The sequence below is a fragment of the Acinetobacter sp. IK31 genome (assembly GCF_035615195.1).
Lineage (GTDB): Bacteria > Pseudomonadota > Gammaproteobacteria > Pseudomonadales > Moraxellaceae > Acinetobacter > Acinetobacter calcoaceticus_C.
The window spans coordinates 274453-294989 of record NZ_JANBOB010000002.1; the positions used below are offsets into that span (position 1 = coordinate 274453).

14 protein-coding genes are annotated in these 20537 nt (G+C 38.2%); 9 read left to right on the plus strand and 5 right to left on the minus strand.

Going from position 1 to position 20537, the window contains the following annotated elements:
• Window positions 1-31 precede the first annotated feature (31 nt).
• The 3 genes from MSG66_RS02190 (at window position 32) to MSG66_RS02200 (ending at window position 4806) form a co-directional block, all read left to right on the plus strand.
• Complete coding sequence (locus MSG66_RS02190; protein ID WP_324651908.1) at window positions 32-1054, plus strand: AraC family transcriptional regulator ligand-binding domain-containing protein; 1023 nt, start codon at window positions 32-34, stop codon at window positions 1052-1054.
• A gap of 77 nt (window positions 1055-1131) precedes the next feature.
• The gene (gene zapE / locus MSG66_RS02195) at window positions 1132-2274 is read left to right on the plus strand and encodes a cell division protein ZapE (protein ID WP_133973845.1); all 1143 of its coding nucleotides are present in this window, start codon (window positions 1132-1134) and stop codon (window positions 2272-2274) included.
• A 366-nt stretch (window positions 2275-2640) separates the two neighbouring features.
• Entirely contained in the window at window positions 2641-4806 is a 2166-nt protein-coding gene (locus tag MSG66_RS02200) for a malate synthase G (RefSeq protein WP_324651910.1), read from the plus strand.
• 69 nt (window positions 4807-4875) lie between these two features.
• Here MSG66_RS02200 and MSG66_RS02205 read toward each other — a convergent pair whose 3' ends face one another.
• The 5 genes from MSG66_RS02205 to MSG66_RS02225 form a co-directional block, all read right to left on the minus strand.
• Complete coding sequence (locus tag MSG66_RS02205) at window positions 4876-5289, minus strand: ExbD/TolR family protein (RefSeq protein ID WP_202742246.1); 414 nt, start codon at window positions 5287-5289, stop codon at window positions 4876-4878.
• A gap of 19 nt (window positions 5290-5308) precedes the next feature.
• The gene (locus MSG66_RS02210) at window positions 5309-5731 is read right to left on the minus strand and encodes a biopolymer transporter ExbD (RefSeq protein WP_324651913.1); all 423 of its coding nucleotides are present in this window, start codon (window positions 5729-5731) and stop codon (window positions 5309-5311) included.
• Window positions 5732-5746: 15 nt separating this feature from the next.
• Entirely contained in the window at window positions 5747-6625 is an 879-nt protein-coding gene (locus MSG66_RS02215) for a MotA/TolQ/ExbB proton channel family protein (RefSeq protein WP_324651915.1), read from the minus strand.
• A 40-nt stretch (window positions 6626-6665) separates the two neighbouring features.
• A complete protein-coding gene (locus MSG66_RS02220; protein WP_324651917.1) occupies window positions 6666-7379 on the minus strand; it encodes a TonB family protein in 714 nt (237 codons plus the stop codon).
• 109 nt (window positions 7380-7488) lie between these two features.
• Entirely contained in the window at window positions 7489-10158 is a 2670-nt protein-coding gene (locus MSG66_RS02225; protein ID WP_324651919.1) for a TonB-dependent receptor, read from the minus strand.
• A gap of 781 nt (window positions 10159-10939) precedes the next feature.
• On the opposite strand from MSG66_RS02225, the gene MSG66_RS02230 reads away from it, so the two are divergent.
• The 6 genes from MSG66_RS02230 to MSG66_RS02255 are packed head-to-tail and all read left to right on the plus strand — an operon-like array spanning window position 10940 to window position 20438.
• Window positions 10940-12718, plus strand: coding sequence for an ABC transporter substrate-binding protein (locus MSG66_RS02230; RefSeq protein ID WP_324651921.1), 1779 nt, complete (start codon window positions 10940-10942; stop codon window positions 12716-12718).
• A gap of 18 nt (window positions 12719-12736) precedes the next feature.
• On the plus strand, window positions 12737-14557 hold the full coding sequence (locus MSG66_RS02235) for an ABC transporter substrate-binding protein (RefSeq protein ID WP_324651923.1): 1821 nt from the start codon (window positions 12737-12739) through the stop codon (window positions 14555-14557).
• Window positions 14558-14577: 20 nt separating this feature from the next.
• The gene (locus MSG66_RS02240; protein WP_324651925.1) at window positions 14578-16590 is read left to right on the plus strand and encodes a M3 family metallopeptidase; all 2013 of its coding nucleotides are present in this window, start codon (window positions 14578-14580) and stop codon (window positions 16588-16590) included.
• Window positions 16591-16602: 12 nt separating this feature from the next.
• Complete coding sequence (locus tag MSG66_RS02245; RefSeq protein WP_324651927.1) at window positions 16603-17541, plus strand: ABC transporter permease; 939 nt, start codon at window positions 16603-16605, stop codon at window positions 17539-17541.
• Window positions 17542-17548: 7 nt separating this feature from the next.
• A complete protein-coding gene (locus tag MSG66_RS02250) occupies window positions 17549-18691 on the plus strand; it encodes an ABC transporter permease (RefSeq protein WP_133973825.1) in 1143 nt (380 codons plus the stop codon).
• Window positions 18692-18704: 13 nt separating this feature from the next.
• Entirely contained in the window at window positions 18705-20438 is a 1734-nt protein-coding gene (locus MSG66_RS02255) for an ABC transporter ATP-binding protein (RefSeq protein WP_324651930.1), read from the plus strand.
• The last annotated feature ends 99 nt before the right edge of the window (window positions 20439-20537 follow it).

Genomic DNA, 20537 nt, shown 5'->3' on the forward strand with positions numbered 1-20537 from the left:
AACATTTGAGTCTAGGGAAATTGATAGAAGAATGAAACGGTCGATACTTGGTTTAATGTATTTAATTCAAGGAATGCGCAATGCAGGCATTGATGTCGACTCACGTTTGGCTGGTATAGGAATTAAGGTTGATGCTTTAGATCCGAGTTCCACAATTCATGATCGCTTAGAATGGGATATTCAACAAATTATTAGTGAAAATGTAGAGCCTGAAAAGGGCCTATTTATTGGGCAGCACTATGCTTTAGCGGGTTACGGACCATTGCTTATGTTGCTTGTAACAAGTAATGATGTTCAAACTGCATTAAATAAAGGAATAAAATATCAAAGACTTACTCATTTATTTGGTGCTTTAGGTCTATATGAGACTGATGAGCGTACAATTTTAAGTTATTTGCCTGTTGATTTGAAAACGCAAGTCGGACAGTTACGGGCGCAATGTGAAGTTTCAGGAACTTATAAATTTATTCAAGATATTTATACGATGATGGGATTACAAATGCCCACTATGCGTATAGAACTTCCATTTGAAAAACCAACTGACTCAGATACTTTATCTCGCTATTTTGCATATTACGGCGATGATGTGCACTTTAATGGTAAATATGCAGCATTTAGCCTAAGCAAGGATGTGCTTGAAATCAAAATCCCTTCAGCGGATATCATTACACATCGTATTTATGAATCAAAATGTATTACAGAAATAACAAGATTAAATCAACAAGATCACCAAACTCCACATATCATACAATGTGTGCAAGATTATCTTGAATTGCAGCAAGGAATTATCCCGAGCATGGCGGAAACTGCTTTTGCATTGAAAATGCCTGAAAGGACATTAAGGCATCAATTGCAACAGTTAAATACGAGTTATAAGCAAATTCGTGAACAAATTATCAAGAATAAGGCATTAAAGCTTATGGAATATAGGGAATACTCAATAGAAGTTATTGCTGAATTGCTCGGTTATTCTGAACCAGCAGCATTTAATCATGCATTTAAACGATGGTTTGGACAAAGTCCTCGACAATATGGCAAAGAATCATCGTCGTAATTCTTGATGCTAAAAGCTAATGTGGTTGAACAAAATGTTCGCTATACTCCTATCAGTTAAAATTGAAATAAAACGATATGTTAAATTTAAAATCTTCTCATAGTACCGCATTCTCACCTTCTTCCCCAGCAGAACGCTATGCTGAGGCTTTAGCTTCAGGCCAGTTTATGGCAGATGATGCGCAAGCACAGGCAGTGCAAGAATTAGATCGCGTATGGAAAGAACTTTTAAACCGTTATAAAGCCTCTAAAAAAGCTTTCCGTCGTTTTCGCCGCCAAACTTCACCTAAAGGCGTTTATATGTGGGGTGGAGTAGGTCGTGGAAAAACTTGGCTGATGGATCAATTTTATGAGTCAGTGCCGTTTCGCCGTAAAACACGTATGCATTTTCATCATTTCATGCAACATGTTCATAAAGAGCTAAATAAGCTTTCAGGCCAACGTAATCCACTTGAAATCGTGGCTGACCAAATTTATAAAGATGCAGTCGTTATTTGTTTTGATGAGTTCTTTGTGTCAAATGTAACGGATGCAATGATTCTAAGTGATTTATTTCAAAAATTATTTGTTCGTGGCGTGACATTAATTGCAACATCAAATATTGCACCAGATGGTTTATATAAAAACGGTATTCATCGTGACCGCTTTTTACCAACAATTGAAATGGTTAAAAAGAATTGCGCTGTTTTAAATGTAGATGCAGGTGTGGATTATCGTTTACGTGTATTAAAGCAAGCTCAATTATTTAAATCGCCATTAAGTAATGAAGTTCAAAACTGGATGTCAGAACGATTTAGCGCTTTAACTCATACACAAGCTCATTCTCAAGAGCCTATTGTAATCAATAATCGTATTGTTGAGACGCTAGGACATACAGAAGATGTGTTGTGGTGTGAGTTTTCTGAACTTTGTTTTAAACCACGTAGCCCAGCAGATTTTATTGAAATTGCAAATATTTATAATACAGTTCTGGTGAGTAATGTTCCTCATTTAACAGATTTCTTGTCTGAAGGTACACGTCGTTTTATTTATCTAGTCGATGAGTTTTATGACCGTGGCGTAAAATTACTTTTAACTTCTCAAGATAGTATTATTGATATTTATCAAGGTGAAAAGTTGGCATTTGAAATTGAGCGTACTCGTTCGCGTTTATTAGAAATGCAATCTGATGAATATTTGCATTCTGAACATCGTCATATTGATGAAGCTAAAAACGCATAAAAAATAGATATGAAAAGCGCTCTATATAGGGCGCTTTTTTTACAACAAAAATAGATAAATTTCGTTAAATAGTGCTTTTTCACGCTGCAAAGTTTGATATAACTAAATACGCTTTAGAAAAATAAGATAGTGGAATTTTTTGTCTGTTAACAAAAAGTCTAGTTTCAGTATCTTTAAATATTGAATAAATTGTTGGGAATCCTAGTCAGAATTTTAATATTTCCTATATAGAAAAATTTATCTTTGTCAATAGTTTTACAAGGGAAAATGCTTACTATTTAGGAATGTGATATTAGTATTCAGCTTAATTTAAATCGGTATACTAGGATTCTCTTGGTATAAAAAGTAGCAACTTCAGGAAAGACAATGACTGCACGTATTCAAAAAGGCAAGTTAGCGATTGCTAAGGAACTTTACGATTTTATCGAAAATGAAGCTTTACCAGGTTCTGGTTTAGATAGTGAAACTTACTGGAAGAACTTTGAGCAAGTTGTTGTCGATCTTAGCCCAAAAAATAAAGCACTATTGGCTAAGCGTGATGAATTACAAGCAAAAATTGATGAATGGCACCGTAACAACAAATTTGAATTAGGTGCTTATAAAGCGTTCTTAACTGAAATTGGTTATTTATTGCCAGAAGTTGAAGACTTTCAAATTACAACTGAAAATGTTGATGAAGAAATTGCATTATTGGCAGGGCCGCAGTTAGTTGTGCCTGTGCGTAATGCACGTTATTGCTTAAATGCAGCAAATGCTCGTTGGGGCTCTTTATATGATGCACTTTACGGCTTCGATGTAATTTCTGAAGAAGGCGGAGCTGAAAAAGGTAAAGGATATAATCCTGTACGTGGTGCAAAAGTTATCGAGTTCGCTAAAAATTTCTTAAATGAAGTTTTTCCACTTGCGCAAGGTTCGCATGCAGATGCAACAAAATATGCGATTGAGCAAAATAAACTTGTTGTAACTTTGAAAGATGGTTCAAAAACATGTTTAGCTCATGAGGCTCAGTTTGTTGGTTTCAATGGTGAAGATGCGAATCCTACAGAAGTTGTACTTCTAAGTAATGGCCTTCATGTCATTATCGAAATTGATGCATCTAGCCCAATTGGTCAAACTGATTTAGCGGGTGTTAAAGACTTAACATTTGAAGCAGCTGTAACCACCATTCAGGATTTAGAAGATTCTGTTGCAGCAGTAGACGCTGAAGAAAAAGTTGAAGGTTACCGTAACTGGTTAGGTTTAATGAAGGGTACGCTTCAAGAATCTATCGAGAAAAATGGTAAAACGATTGTTCGTGATTTAAATAAAGACCGCGAAATTAAAAACTTAATTGGTGGCACAACAAAACTTCATGGTCGTTCACTTATGTTACTTCGTAACGTAGGTCATTTAATGACTAACCCAGCTATTTTGGTAGATGGTGAAGAAATTTTCGAAGGAATTATGGATGCATTGGTAACACCATTGTTGTCAGTTGCGGACATTCGTAGTGAAAACGAAAATAAGAACTCGCGTAAAGGTTCTATGTATATTGTTAAACCAAAAATGCATGGTCCAGAAGAAGTTGCGTTTGCTGTAGAGTTATTTGAACGTGCTGAGCAAGCGTTAGGATTACCAGCGAAGTCATTAAAAATCGGTATTATGGATGAAGAACGCCGTACATCTGTAAACTTGAAAAACTGTATTGCTGCTGCAAAAGACCGTACGATCTTCATTAATACTGGTTTCATGGACCGTACAGGCGATGAAATTCATACGTCAATGGAAGCTGCACCAGTTGTTCGTAAAGAAGCTGTAAAAACACAAAAATGGATTGCTGCTTACGAAAATCGTAACGTTGCAATTGGTTTGAAGTGTGGTTTACAAGGTAAAGCACAAATTGGTAAAGGCATGTGGCCAAAACCGGATAGCATGAAAGATATGTTGGCAACTAAGGCTGCACATCCAAATGCGGGTGCGTCATGTGCTTGGGTTCCATCTCCAGCTGGTGCAGTACTTCATGCAATGCATTACCATCAAGTGAATGTAAAAGCACGTCAAGATCATTTAAAAGCTGAAGAAATGTTGTCATTAGATGATTTGTTGACTCCACCGTTTGCACCTGAGACAAATTGGTCAGCAGAAGAGATTAATAACGAACTTGAAAATAACTGCCAAGGTATTTTAGGTTATGTTGTGCGTTGGGTTGATTTAGGCGTAGGCTGTTCAAAAGTTCCAGACATTAATAACGTCGGCCTAATGGAAGATCGTGCAACATTACGTATTTCTTCTCAACACGTTGCGAACTGGTTGCGTCACGGTATTGTGACTCGTGATCAAGTTGAAGAAGTGCTTAAACGCATGGCAAAAATTGTTGATGAGCAAAACGCAAATGATTCATTGTATACGCCAATGGCAGCTAACTTTGAAACCAATATTGCTTTCCAAGCAGCTTCTGACCTCATCTTCAAAGGTTGTGAACAGCCTTCTGGTTATACTGAGCCGTTACTACACGCTGCTCGTTTAAAGTTAAAAGGTTATACAGGTGACTAATCTTAACCTAGTATAAAAAAAGCCTCTTCGGAGGCTTTTTTATTTGGAAGAATAAATCAAATTTATGACTTAATTATTACTCACTATACCAATTTTAATGACACCTAAACGCTGTGCTGTAGCCATGACCATTGCTACGTTTTTATATTCAGCCATTTGGTCAGGTTTGAGTTTGATCTGGTCTTGATCTTTTTTGGCAACAACACCTTGAAATAAAGTCTCTAGTGCGGTGCGGTCAGAAACCTGTTGGTTATTCCAAAATACTTTGCCTGCAGCATCAATTCGCACATCAATCACTTCAGGTGGCTTTTCATTTGTTGGTGGCGGTGTGCCATTTGGCAAATTAATATTAATCGCGTTGTTTGGCGCAGGTATGGTAATAATAAACATAATAATGAGTACCAGCATGACATCAATAAGAGGTGTCATGTTGACTTCTAACATCACGTCATCATCATTATTTGAGCCGACATTCATACCCATGAAATTCTCCTTAAAGTAATCACTGGGAGGCTGGAGGGGCAGTAACAAAGGCAATTTTGCCAATACCAGCTTGTTTAGTGGTGCTAATGACCTGATCTATTGCCTCAAAATGAGTAAGTTGATCTCCACGAATATGAACTTCTGGCTGAGGCCTTTTTTGTGCAACTACTTGAAGCTTTGATAGCAATATTTCTTTATTAGGCACATAGCTTTCATTCCAAAAAATATCTCCTTGCTTGTTCACAGAAAGTTGAATATTTTCAGGCATAGTTGCGTACGGAGTATTTTTTTCTTCTGGCAGTTTCACTGGAACCGTATGTGTAACTACCGGTATCGTAATAAGAAAAATAATAAGTAAAACCAACATGACATCCACGAGAGGCGTCGTGTTAATTGTGCCAATCATTTCATCATCATCTTCAGAGCCAACACTCATACCCATAATGTTTGCTCCTGATTATTTAATGCTGCGGTTAACTGAATTATTGGTATTAATTTCTCCGCTTAATAAAACCGCGTGTAAATCTGAACCAAACGAACGAACATTTTCCATCACAGCTTTATTGCGGCGAGTCAGCCAGTTGTAACCAAGTACAGCAGGCACTGCAACTGCGAGGCCAATCGCTGTCATAATGAGAGCTTCACCGACTGGGCCAGCAACTTTATCAATAGATGCCTGACCTGAAATTCCGATGGCTGTTAATGCATGATAAATTCCCCAAACCGTACCAAAAAGACCAACAAATGGTGCGGTCGAACCCACAGTTGCTAAAAAGGCTAAGCCACCGCCTAAGTGATTTTGTATTTTTTCAATTGCACGTTGAATTGATATGCTCACCCATGTATTAAAGTCAATGCGCTCAAGTAAAGAGCCGCCGTGTGATTTGGTTGAGTTAATGCCTTTTTCTGCAATAAAGCGATATGCACTATTTTGTTCTAAATTATCAGCTGCATTATCTAGTGAAGTTGCTTCCCAAAAACTTTTCTCTGCTTCTTTACCTTGGCGCTTTACTTTAGCTTGCTGTAAAAATTTCGAGACAATGATGTACCAAGTACCAATCGACATCAGCACTAATATAAATAAAGTGGATTTAGCGACTAAATCTCCCTCACGCCAAAGCGCTTCTAGGCCATAAGGATTTTTAACAGTTTCGCTAGTTGCAGGCTTTGGTGGTGGAGTAGGAGTTGCAGCATTCGAAGTTGTCTCAGTGGTTGCTGTTGCAACGGGAGTATTAGTCTCTTCTGCAAAAACCGAGCTTAATGGAAGTAAAGAGCAAGCTGCGATTAGACTTGCAGAAGCGAAACGTACTAGCGGTTGAGTTGATTTTTTCATCATATTATCTCCAATATTTTTAATTTCTTGCTAATTCAATTATTTATTCAATTACAAATGGATATTCAAGTTCATACCAGTCTTGCTGAGGCACGCCATCTTTCATTGCTGGTTTGAACGTACATAAGCTGTAGGCTTTCGTTGCCGCCTTATCTAAAATTTTGCTGCCACTCGATTTTTTTACTTTCGCATCAATGACTTTTCCGGAAGTATCTACAAGTACCCGTATACGTACCGTACCTTGTTCTTCATTCATCAATGCTTCACGTGGATATTCCGGTTTTTCGCAGCCAGCAGAACCTTCCGAAACACCGCGAGTTACACCAGTTGGTTTTGGTGCAGGTGCAGCAGCAGCCACTGGAGCCGGTGCTGCAACTGGACTAGGTGATGGAGTGTTAGGTGCGGCAGGAGCTGGGGTAGCAACTTTTGTCGGTTGAGTTACCGGAGTAGTTTTTTGTACAGGCGTCACTTTTTCGACCTGTTTCACTGGCTCAGGAACCTTGGCAACCTTTTCTACCATTTTGGGTGACTCAGGCGGTTTTTCCTTAGGCTTGGGCTCCTCTGGTTTTGGAGGAGGCGGAGGCTTAATATCCTGAATAATTTGTAATTCCACAGGCTTTTCTGCTGGTTTTTGAATATTGTTTGCTAAACCTGACATCAGAATATAGGCAACAATAAGATGCAGAAAAAGTACTGCGGCAATACCAATAAGGCGCTTTGCAGATTTATTTTCTATGTCTGTAAAAGTCATGCCCATAGTTACTCCTGAAACTGTAGACAAACAATTTTTTAAATGACTGTTTGGCTAAGAGTGAGTATTTGTTCTGCAAACTAACTGTTGAGAGTTATATTTGCAGAACAACCATTTAGAACTTATAGGTACCTCGGACAAAGTACGTACGCCCTAAAGGATCTGCATAACGTGGGTCATATCCCATTTGGAAGTTATCAATTACATTAGAAGCAGGAGGGTCTTCATCAAACATATTTTTAATACCAGCGGTCACTTCTAGATTTTTAAAGCCTTTGTAAGTGCCTGAAATGTTGTATGTTGTATAGTCACTAACTCTATGGTTTTGATCATTAGAGTTTTGATCTTGATATCCGCGAGAGAAGTTTTGTTGTAGATTTAAAGCCCAGTTTTCATAATTCCAATTTAGGTTTGCAGTGTGTTTCCAGCGCAGAATAATAGATTGATAGTCTAAGCCGGTATATGACCCAGCAACGCCTTTCCATTCGCCATCTGGCTCGGCTTGATATTTGTAGTCCGTTATATATGTACCATCAATATTGAAACCAAAACGACCTGTCGCAGTCATTGGTGAAACCCAACTTAAGCCGACATCGAAACCTGAGGTTTTAATTCCACCTAAATTTTGTTGTGTTGTAATAATATAATCTAATGAACCATCCGGATTACGTACAAATTTGTCTGCATATTTCACTGGATCGTCAAAAATAGCAGTTTCTGAAAGAGTAGCAATTTGCTTATCAACTTCTATATTGAAGTAGTCGAGAGTAAAGGCTAAATTTTTAATTGGTTCAAACACTAAGCCAGCAGTAAAAGACTTTGATTCTTCCGGATCAAGACTTTTATTGCCCCCATTTTGTCTGTCGAATTGCATATTACAATCGCGTTCTTTTTTCCCTCCTGGTTGTACCTCGCCACCCGTGCAAAGTACTGGATCATCATATGACGCACCTGTATTGGTGACTGAATTTGGACCATTCACTTCCCAAAGTGTTGGGGCTCTGAAACCAGTACTATAAGTTGTACGGAACATTAACTGTTTAATAGGTTCCCAACGAAGGGCAAATTTTGGATTAAACGTATCGCCAAAATCGTTGTAGTCATCATAACGAGCAGCAATTTGAGCTTCTAAAGTTTTATGAAGGGGGATATGAAATTCGGTAAATACCGATTTAATATTACGATCACCATTATTTTCTGGCTCATCTGGATCGCTACCTGCACTTGGAGCTACACGGGCAATATCTGCCATAACTTTTGAAGTCCAATCCTCATAACGATAGCTTGCACCAATTGCAAAACCGACGTCTCCAGCTGGTAATTTAAATATAGGTCGACTTGCGGTGAAATCGACAGTAGTCGCATCTAGGTTGGCTTTTAAATATTTACCTTCTACCCCTAATTGATTCCACGCATTCGCATCTTCAGGGTTTTGAGGTCCGAACGGATTTAATGTGCCATTGGTTAAAGCTTCTTGAGTTTTGTCATAGTTTAAATAGCCACTTACGAGAGCATCCGAGGCACTACTATGTGCATAGGTAACTCCTGAGTTAATATCCCAACCATGAGTTTCACCTTCAATACCAGCAAACAATCTATGTGATTGATTAATACTATTACTAATACGGTTACCAGATTGTGAACGCAGATATAGAGGGATAGTTCCCTTAGCGCCTGCTAAAGCTGGAGTTATGCCATTTCCTGGATAATATTTACTACTAGAGTCAAGCGTCAGGTCAAAAAATACATCTGGCGCAACTGAAGTAGTGACTTCACTTCTTGCATATAAATATTCTGCAATCGCGTTAAAATTATCATTTAGTTTAAATGTAGCTCGGCCCATAGCTGAGATGTCTTCTGTTTTTGGAACAATTCCAATCACAGCTTGACTGTTATAGCGACAAGTTCCATCATCGTTACTATTAAGAGGGTTATTACCACAACCAGTGGATGCGTAAGGGTTACCTAGACCTGGGACATTGGCAGGGAATGAACCACTACTGGTTCTATTGACACCTAATTCGGGTAATATACCTCCACGCCGACTAACTTTACGGTCTTTGGCCATGACATCATCGCCTTTGCGATAGTCGACAACACCAAAAACGTTATAGCCATTTTCGTCTAAATCACCAAAGCCGCCAAAGATGCTATAGTCTTGCTGTTCACCACCTTTTTGTTCTGGTTTTTGATAGCCTGCGGTCAGATTAAGTCCTGTAAACTGCTTTTTGGTAATGAAGTTAATTACCCCGCCAATTGCATCTGTTCCATAAATGGAAGAGGCACCATCTCGTAAAACCTCAATACGGTCTAACATTGCGAGTGGGATAATATTTAAGTTTGTGACACCGCTATCATAGGCATTTGCAGCTAGTCGTCGACCGTTCAGTAAAACAAGTGTCTTATTGGCGCCTAAAGCCCTAAGGTTTGCCGCCGAACCGGCTGTTTTACTTGTACCAACGTTGCTGGCAGTCACAAAGTTCGATTGGTTTGCACTAATCTTTGCTAAAGCCTCTTCGGTTGTTGTTACCCCTTGTTTTAAAATTTCATCAACTTTTACGATAGTAATGGGTGAAGCACTTTGAGCTGCAACTCCTTTAATTGATGAGCCAGTTACAGCAACTTTTACAACTTTGACGGGTTTATCATCTGAGCTGGATTGTTCTGTTTCTGCTGCTTGTGCCAGGGTAAGACACATCATGCTTAAACTAAGGGTGCTTAATTTAAGAATTGTTTTGCCGATCTTGGGGGTTACCTGAGATCGAACATTGTATTTTTTTTTCATCGTGGATTTGATCCCTTTTTGTTGTAGTTAGCGATATTGCTGAAAAGTGTCTAAGCAAAGCAAGTGCCAACTATATATTTTTCTTTTTTTAGCTTATGCAAAATGTTGATAAATATTGATTTTATTATGGTTGTGATGAGGATTTAGAGTTTTATCTATGTCTAAAAAGTTTTCCATTTGGTAAGTTTTTCTATGTTGGCTAAAAGTTCCAAAATTATTTGTATAAAAAATAATCATTATTGGATTGTTCATGTATTTATTTTTTACTTTTGTATCTTTTTAGAACTTTTTAAAATGTAATTGTATAATGTAACATTTCTTTTGAGTTTTACTTTTTATAGATAAATCAGCTGTATATGTGGAGATTTTCTATTTAAACTATAAAAAAATTTTGAGCTAAAATGAAACAATTATGACTTTTAATTGTGCATTATAGGTTAATAATGGATAAGTTATATAAATATAATATTTGGCAAAAACTTACTTTTGTTTATATATTCCAATCAGCTTTAAGTGCCTAATAAAGATGTAAATTTTAAATATTTTTATATAGGTTATTCTTGATCATAAAATATGGCATGAAATTCGCTTTATATTAGATAGTTACAGCTTTCTAATTTTATTGTTAGATTTTTCCATTTGATCAAATAAAAGATTGAATAAAACATTTAATAATTTACAAAGAAGAAAGTAGTCCGTTGAGAAAGAACTTTTCTTATGCGGATTTAGATGTTACTCAAAAGGATAATATCTTTAAAATATTAATTAAGTAGGTAGGAACTTGAAATTAAAAATTTTTAAGCTCGCCATTTTAAGTCTGGCTATTACATCAGTTTCTTGTGCTTTCGCCCAAACGCCTGCACAACCAAACAAAATATTACATGTTGCATATGAAGCACCTGATGATGGTTTTGACATGGTTAAAACCACCAATTTTTATAGTGGCAGTATTGCAGAAGCCATTTTCGAGCCTTTACTTAAATATGATTATTTAGCTCGTCCTGTGCAGTTAGTTCCTTATACGGCTGAAAGTCTGCCTCAGGTTGAACAAGACGGTAAAGTTTATACATTTAAAATTAAGCCAGGTATTTATTTCACCAATGACCCTGCTTTTAAAGGTAAACGTCGCGAGCTTGTGGCAGAAGATTATGTTTATGCAATTAAACGCATTTTAGATCCTGAAAATAGGGCACCTTCTGTTTCATTCATTGATGGGAAATTGTTAGGTGCCGATGCGGTTGTAGCTAAGGCAAAGAAAACTGGAAAATTTGATTATGCTGTACCCATTGCAGGAGTGAAAGCGCTTGATCGATATACTCTACAACTTACTTTAACTCGGCAAGACTTTAATTTTCCTTATATTCTTGCCTATATTACATTTGGTGGTGTTGCTAAAGAGGTTGTCGATTATTATGGTGACCGTATCGGCATGCATCCAGTAGGTACTGGACCTTACATGTTAAGCAAATATGTACCAAGAAGTAAGGTCGAGCTGGTTGCCAATCCTGATTATCGGGGTTTCGTGTGGAATTTTAAGTCAACAGGAACGCCGTGGGATAATCAGCTTGTTAAAGAAATGAGCGGTAAGAAAATGCCGCAAATTGGTAAAGTTGTAGTCAGTATTATTGAAGAGCAACAGTCACGATGGTTAGCTTTTCAGTCTGGTCAATTGGATTTTGATAGACTTACTGCGAATGCAGTTCCTCAAGCTTTAGATAAGGGACAACTTAAAGCATCTTTTCAAAAAAAAGGAATTAAGCATTTCCCTAATAAAGAACCTGAAATTACCTATACGATGATGAACATGCGTGATCCGGTGATTGGTGGTTTTAGCCCAGACAAGATCGCTCTTCGTCGAGCAATTACTTTGGCATATGATCAAAAAGAAAGTATAAGACAGGCTTACAAAGGGCAAGCTGTTAGAGCAGAAATGTTTATACCTGAAGGTGTAAATGGATATAACCCGAAGTACAGAAGTAGCGTAGGATACAATCCGCTATTAGCCAATAAACTACTTGATCATTATGGTTATAAAAAAGGGGCTGATGGTTACCGAAACTTACCAAACGGGAAACCTTTGGTTTTAAAAATTAATAATGAAAATAGCTCAGCATCGGTTATTCATTCTGAACTCTGGAAAAAAAATCTGGATGCCATTGGCATTCGCGCTGACTTCAAGGTGAGTAACTTTGCAGATAACTTAAAAGCTGCAACTCAATGTAAATATATGATTTGGAGTGGAGCATGGATTGCTGACTATCCTGAAGGAGACAATTTTGCACAATTACTTTATGGTCCAAACGCGGGGCAAGGAAACCATGCTTGTTACCAGTCTAAAACTTATGACGCTCTTTATAAACAAGTCACTCATTTGCCACCCCAACAACGTCTACCATATTATGAAAAGCTTAACCGCCAGATTGAAGCTGACAATCCGTGGATTATTCATGTAACTCGACTTCGTAACTGGTTGGTACAGCCGCAAGTTCAGGGATTTAAACCTCATCCAATAATGAATACGAACTGGCAGTATCTTGATATTACCCCTGTTAAAAAATAATTTTAGATAAAGATAAATATGACTGAAAATTTAATAAAACAGCTCAAGCATTGTAGTGTCGGTTTGTTATTTGCCAGCATGGCATTAACTGGATCTATGACTATTTTTGCGAAAAGCCCAGCCGATCCAAATAAAGTTTTACGTTATGTATTCCCGACAGCTGAAACAGGTTTCGATCCAGCGTACTCACATGATTTATATTCGGCGCATGTAACCACTTCAATATTTGAAACTTTATATACCTATGATTATTTAGCAAGGCCAGCCAAACTCGTCCCACAAGTTGCAACCATGATGCCCGAAGTGAGTGCAGACGGCCTGACTTATACCATTCACATTAAAAAAGGCATTTATTTTACGCCAGACCCTGTTTTTAAAGGGAAGCCTAGAGAGTTAACGGCCAATGATTATGCGTACTCTTTTAAACGGTTGTTGGATCCGAATTTACGTTCTCCCAACAGCTGGTTGTTAGAGAGCAAAATTGAAGGTATGGATGCACTAATAAAAGCAGCCAATAAAACCGGAAAATTTAACTATGACCAAAAGGTAAGTGGTTTACAAACACCGAATAGATACACTTTAGTTATTCGTTTAGTTCAGCCTGACTATAACTTTCCTTTATTACTGGCACATGACCCAACAGGTGCTGTGGCGCGTGAAGTCATCGAAAAGTATAAAGACAAAGCTGGTTTTGTCATGGGACATCCTGTAGGTACAGGACCTTATGTACTCAGTAAATGGGTGCCTGCTTCGCGTATTGTTTTAAAATCTAATCCAAATTTTCGTGGTTTTACTTGGAACTTTGCAGCCAGTAGCCCTGAGGATGAGGCAATTGTGAAGCGCCTGAAAGGCAAACAAATGCCGCAAATAGGTACAATTGATATTCAAGTTATGGAAGAAAACCAATCACGATGGCTGGCATTTCAGCGTGGTGAGATTGATATATTTCAGCTTGAAGGGCAATTGGTCGCGAAGGCGATTAAAGACGGTAAATTAAGACCTGAGCTTGCTAAAGAAGGTGTGCATTTATCTCGTATTGTTGATCCTGAAATTAGCTATATTTATTGGAACCTTAAAAATCCGGTTGTTGGGGGAATGAGTAAAGAAAAAATTGCTTTACGCCGTGCAATTGCAATGTCTCGCTCACTAGATCAAGAAATTAAATTAGTAAGAAATGATGATGCCGAGCGCCTATATTTTCCAGTTCCACCCGGTGTAGTGGGATATGACCCTCGGTATAGAACCAGTACGCCATATTCGGTGAAAGCAGCAAATTTACTGTTAGATAGATATCACTATAAAAAAGATGCATCAGGTTGGCGCACTCAACCAAATGGGAAACCCCTTGTCATTGAATATATGGCTCGCAGTGACAGTATTGGTCAGCAAAGTGCTGAACTTTGGAAAAAAAACTTTGATAGTTTGAATATTCGAATGGTGTTTAAACCAATGCTTTTTGCAGATCTAATTCGAGCACAAAAACAATGTGAAGGTATGTTTGGTGCTTCTGCATGGATTGCTGATTATCCTGATGGCGATAATTTTATGCAGAATTTTTATGGTCCCAATACGCATATGACAAACTGGTCTTGTGGCTCAATTCCAGAGTTTGATCAGTTGTATCGTCAGACGCAACAAATGAAAGCTGGCTCTGAACGAGATGCACTTTATCGAAAAATGACGCGTTTGTTAGAAGTCTATATGCCTGTGCAGATGTCCTATGCCCGCTACCGAAATATGTTGGCCCAGCCGCGTGTCATTGGCTATAAAAAGCATCCAATTTTACATGCTGAGTGGATGTACTTTGATATTGATACAAATACTAAATCTAATCATTAAATGAAAAATCTGGAGATATGATGAAGAATAAAACACTAAAAATGACAACGTTATGTATGCTGACTATAGGTATAAACCAATATGCTTCAGCTGAAACAACTCGTAGTACATTGCCATTACTTAAAGCAAAACAGCTTCCAACATGGTGTGATGCCAATTTAAAAAAAATTCAGCAACAGATTACAGATTTTGAAAAAACACCTGTTAATGCTAACGCAACAGCGGCACCTATTTTGGCAAAATGGGATAAAATTTTTGCTCATTTTGAAGATTTTTCAGGTCCGATAAGCTTATATAGCAACGTAGACCCAGACGCAAAGTTGCGTAAAGCGGCGGAAGATTGCGAAATCAAAATTAATCAATTTCACACTGATATATTTCAAAATCCGAAACTATATAACTTAATTAAAAATACACAAGCAACGGACCCAGTTGATCGTAAGTATCGTCAAGATATTTTGAGCCAATTTGAAGATACAGGTGTTCAACTTGAACCTGCAAAACGCGTAAGAATGAAAGCTATTCTGGATGAATTGACTAAACTCGAACAAGAATATGCCCGTAACGTTCGTGATAACCCTGAAAAACTTGAGTTTACTCCTGAAGAGATGAAGGGTTTACCAGAAAGTTATATTTCAGGTTTGAAAAAGAATGCGAAAGGAAATTATTTGGTTGGTTTTGAATATCCAGAATATCGGCCATTTATGGAGTTGGCAGATAATGATGATGCCCGAAAAAGATATCAGATTGCTTTTACACGCCGTGGTACTGAGCAAAATTTAAAACTACTCAAGCAGGCAATAGATTTGCGTTATGAGTTGGCACAATTGTTTGGAAAAGCAAGTTATGCGGATTGGGTTTTAAAAGATCGTATGGCTAAAACCCCTGATGCTGTAAACCAGTTTTTGGCAGACGTACAAAAAAAAGTAGCACCCCTTGAACGTAAAGAAGTCGAAGAACTCCGAGCATTTAAAGCGCAAACTTTAAAAACGCCTTTAGATAAAACCGAGATAACACGTTGGAGTGAAGCTTACTGGAGTGAAAAACTTCGTAAGAGTAAATATCAGATTGATCAGGAAAAGCTTCGTGATTATTTTCCGACTTTAGCTGCACAAAAATGGTTGTTTGCTATTTCTTCTGAGCTTTACGGTATTGATTTTAAACCTGTCAAAGTTAAAGCATGGCAGAACGAAGTTGAATATTACGATGTAGTTGATAAAAAGACAGGAAAGCTTTTGGGTGGCTTATATATGGATAAATTCCCTCGTGAGGGGAAATATGGCCATGCCGCCGTTTGGGGTGTATACGGTGGTAGCACTTTAACCAATAGATTACCCGTTTCAGCATTGGTCACCAATTTTAACCGCAAAGGTTTAAATAGTGATGAGCTAGAAACTTTTGTTCATGAGTTTGGTCATGCCTTGCATGGCATCTTGTCAAATACACGTTATGCCAGTCAGTCAGGAACATCCGTAGAGCGTGATTTTGTAGAGGCACCGTCTCAAATGTATGAAGAGTGGGCACGCCGTAAAGAAACCTTATCTAAAGTGGCTGATTATTGTGATCCAGCATGTCCACGTGTTGATGACGAATTAATTGCCCGTTTAAAAGCAGTTCATAACTACGGACGCGGTTTACGTTATGCGCGTCAGACACTCTACGCACAGTACGATATGTCACTACATACTGCTGATGCCTTAAAAGTAAAACCTTTAGAAAATTGGCAAAAAATGGAAGCTGCTACAGCTTTAGGTTATGTACCAACAACAGAGTTTCCTGGGCAGTTTGGGCATTTGATGGGCGGGTATCAAGCTGGTTATTACGGCTATATGTGGTCTGAAGTTTTGGCTTTAGACATGCTTTCTGCTTATGGCGATAACCTCAATAATCCGCAAGTAGGGCAACATTACCGTCAAACGATTTTATCGCAAGGTAGCCAAAAACCAGCAGCTGAACTAGTGAAAGATTTTCTTGGTCGTGAGCCTGACAATAAAGCGTTCTTTAATGAAATTACCGGACAACGGGTTAAATAAGGAATTATCACTATGCTGGCATATGTTATTCGGCGTTTATGGCAGATGATTCCAACCATGTTGGGGGTAGTCTTACTTATTTTTATTCTTTTTAACTGGGTCGGTGGAGACCCTGCCTATATTTTAGCAGGCAAGATGTCCAATCCTGAGCAGATCGAAAATATTCGTAAACAGCTAGGTGTCGATCAGCCGTATTACATTCAGCTTTGGATTTTCATTAAGCAGATTCTGACTTTTGATTATGGCGCAAGTTGGAGTACTGGCGAACCTGTTTCCCAAATTATTTTAACCCGCTTAGGGCCGTCGCTCACGCTCTTAATTCCGCTCACTATTTTACAGACCGTTATTTCAATTATTTTGGCCTTAGCTGTTGCAGCGGTACGAGGTTCTCTAACAGACCGTATGGTAATGATGTTATGTACTATTGCTATGTCGATCAGCATTTTAGTTTACATTATTGTTTTTCAATATGTTCTGGCTTATCAGCTCAGTTGGTTCCCTGTACAAGGCTGGAGTGACACCTTTACTGAGAATTTATTTAAATTTGCCTTACTTCCAGTTTTAATCATGTTGGTTGTGAGTATTGCACCGACCTTACGTTTGTATCGTAGTTTTGTGCTTGATGAGATTAATCAAGATTACGTTAGAACGGCACGTGCTAAAGGTGTCGGTGAAAGCCGAATTTTGGGAGTTCATGTACTACGTAACGCTTCAATTCCGATTATTACCGATGTGATGTCTACTTTACCGGCGTTACTCATAGGCGCATTTTTAATTGAACGTTTTTTTGGTATTCCTGGTATTGGTCGAGAGGTCATTATTGCAGTTGAACGAAGTGATTTTCCTGTTATTAAGGCAATTACAGTATACATCGCAGCTGCAACCATGATTTTTAATCTGATTGCTGATTTGGTCTACAAAGTGGTTGATCCACGTGTACAGTTGAAGTAGGTGGGCTATGCTGAGCGTTTTATCAAAAAGAAAACAACAAACAAAAGCCGAAGCTCATTCATCTGGTCTGTGGAAACTTGCCATGCGACGTCTTCGGGCTGACAAGATCGCAATGTCATCGTTAGCGATCGTATTGCTTTATTTTATTATCTTGGTTCTATCAATGACGGGTGTGATTGCATCTGACTGGAATAAAGAGGTTGCAGTGAGCTACGCACCTCCCACATTTATAGGTGCAGATAAGACAACAGATGCTGAACAAAATGCTGCGGCGGTTGACGAGGAGTTACCAATAAATCCGGTAGATCCTTTAAAAGATGTTATCAAAGAACTGAATGCGCAGATTAAACAAAGCAAGAGTTCAGGGGACGCGATTGATTACTATGGCGTAGCTGACCCATTAGCTGATGATATGAAAGCCATTGATCAGCAACTTGGTGGACATCTTTTAGACCAGCAAACAGAACTGAAAAGTACACTTGTCTTTGGAGCTGATAAGTGGGGACAAGATGTTTTAAAGAAAACAATTAAAGGGGCTGAAACTTCAATTCTTGTTGGGGTTATATCTGCTTTACTTGCAGTAGGTATCGGTACGCTTTTAGGTGCAATTTCAGGATATTTTGGCGGTTGGGTCGATGATATTCTTAACTGGTTCTATAACATTTTTACCTCAATTCCATATTTATTATTAGTGCTTGCGATTGCTGCCGTACTTCAACAAAAAGGCATTTTATCTATTGTTCTGATTTTGGGTTTAACGGGTTGGACGGGTGTTTATCGGTTAATTCGTGCCGAATATATGAAACATACTGCACGTGAATACGTTCTTGCAGCTAAAGCAATTGGCGTTGGACATTTCCGTCGTATGTTCATTCATATTTTTCCAAACGTTAGCCATATCGCTTTAGTTCAAATGTCGATTTTGGTGGTTTCTTTTATTAAATCTGAAGTCATTTTGAGTTTCTTGGGTTTTGGTGTACCAGTCGGTGTGGTGTCTTGGGGCAGCATGTTAAATGAAGCACAAAGTGAACTTCTTTTAGGTAAATGGTGGCAGCTAGTCGCAGCCTCTGTCGCAATGGCTATTTTGGTGACCGCATTTTCAATGTTTACTGATGCACTTCGTGATGCGTTAGACCCAAAGCTAAAATAAGAGGAAGGTCCAAATGATAGAACAAGAATATAATAATGCGCCGTTACTTCATGTTAAAAATTTACGGGTAAGTTTTAAAGGTGAAGATAAGCAATATATTGAAACCGTAAAAGGAATTTCTTTTGATATTCCAGCAAATACTACAGTTGCTTTAGTCGGTGAATCGGGTAGTGGTAAATCGGTAACTTCTTTGGCAACTATGGGATTACTGCCTGTAGGGCAAAGCAAAATTGATGATCAAAGTAAAATTATATTTGAAGGCAAAGACTTACTCAGTTTGTCTCGTAAAGATATGCGGAAAATCTGTGGTAAAGATATTGCCATGATTTTTCAGGAACCGATGTCATCTTTAAATCCAGTTTTTACAGTTGGTAATCAAATTGCTGAAGTGTTGTGTTTGCATATGGGATTGAACCGTAAACAAGCACAACAACGAGTTTTAGAATTACTTAAAGAAGTAGGTATTCCTTCACCTGAAATTAAAATTGATGCCTATCCCAATCAACTTTCCGGTGGTCAACAGCAACGGGTCATGATTGCAATGGCGATTGCTTGTGAGCCTAAACTACTTATTGCTGATGAACCGACGACGGCACTTGATGTCACCATTCAAAAGCAGATTATTGATTTACTTGAATCGTTGCGTAAGCGCCGGCAAATGTCGATGCTTTTTATTACCCACGATTTGGCGTTGGTCGGTGAAATTGCAGATAAAGTCATTGTGATGCGTCAGGGGGAAATTAGAGAGCAAGGCGCTGCTGAACAGGTTCTTGAACAACCTCAAGATGTATATACCCGAGCATTACTTTACTGTCGTCCCCAAATATCACAGCGTCCTTATCGGTTGCCTGTGACTAGTGATTTTATGCGCCAAGAAGATAATGTCTTGGTTGAGCAAAGTTTTGATGCTTCCGAAATTCCACAGCGTAAACGTGGCTTAAATGGCGATGAGCAAATTATTTTAGAAGTAAAAGATTTGAAAAAAAGCTTTTATAGCCGTAAGGGATTATTTGGCAAAGAAGAGTTTCAGGCTGTAAAAGGCGTTTCTTTTAAACTTGCTAAAGGAAAAACTTTAGGTTTAGTCGGCGAATCAGGTTCAGGTAAAACGACGGTAGGTCTATTACTCATGCGCTTACATCAAGCATCTGGTGGGCAGGCTTTTATTGAAGGAAAAGATATTCTTTCATTAACTGAAAAAGAGTTTACTAAATATCAACGGAAAATTCAGATTATCTTTCAAAACCCATATGCCTCTCTTAATCCGCGCTTTACGGTTGGGCAGATTTTATTAGAACCTATGCAAATCCATGGCATTGGTAAAGATGATGCTGAGCGTAAACAAATTGCGCTTGAACTGCTTGAACGAGTGAATTTATCTGAGCAAGCTTATTATCGATATCCTCATGAATTTTCAGGAGGACAACGTCAGCGTATTGCGATTGCACGTTGTTTAACGCTTAAGCCTGAAATTTTGATTTGTGATGAATCTGTTTCGGCGTTAGATGTGTCTGTACAGGCACAGGTACTTAACTTACTACAAGATTTACAAGATGAGTTTGGACTCAGTTATATCTTTATTTCACATGATTTATCGGTCGTGAAATATATTTCTGATCAGGTGATGGTCATGAATCATGGTGAAGTTGTTGAAATTGCCAATTCGGATGAGCTCTATGCACATCCTCAACATGATTACACTAAACGACTATTACAGGCTATTCCTCAAGGAATTCAGCACATTTCGTGAGCGTAAAGTTATGTCGTTAAAGGCACGTTCGAGTGCCTTTTTATTTGGTTTATTGACTAAATACTTATAAAATAAGAGAGTAAAAATACAGTAGTTTAT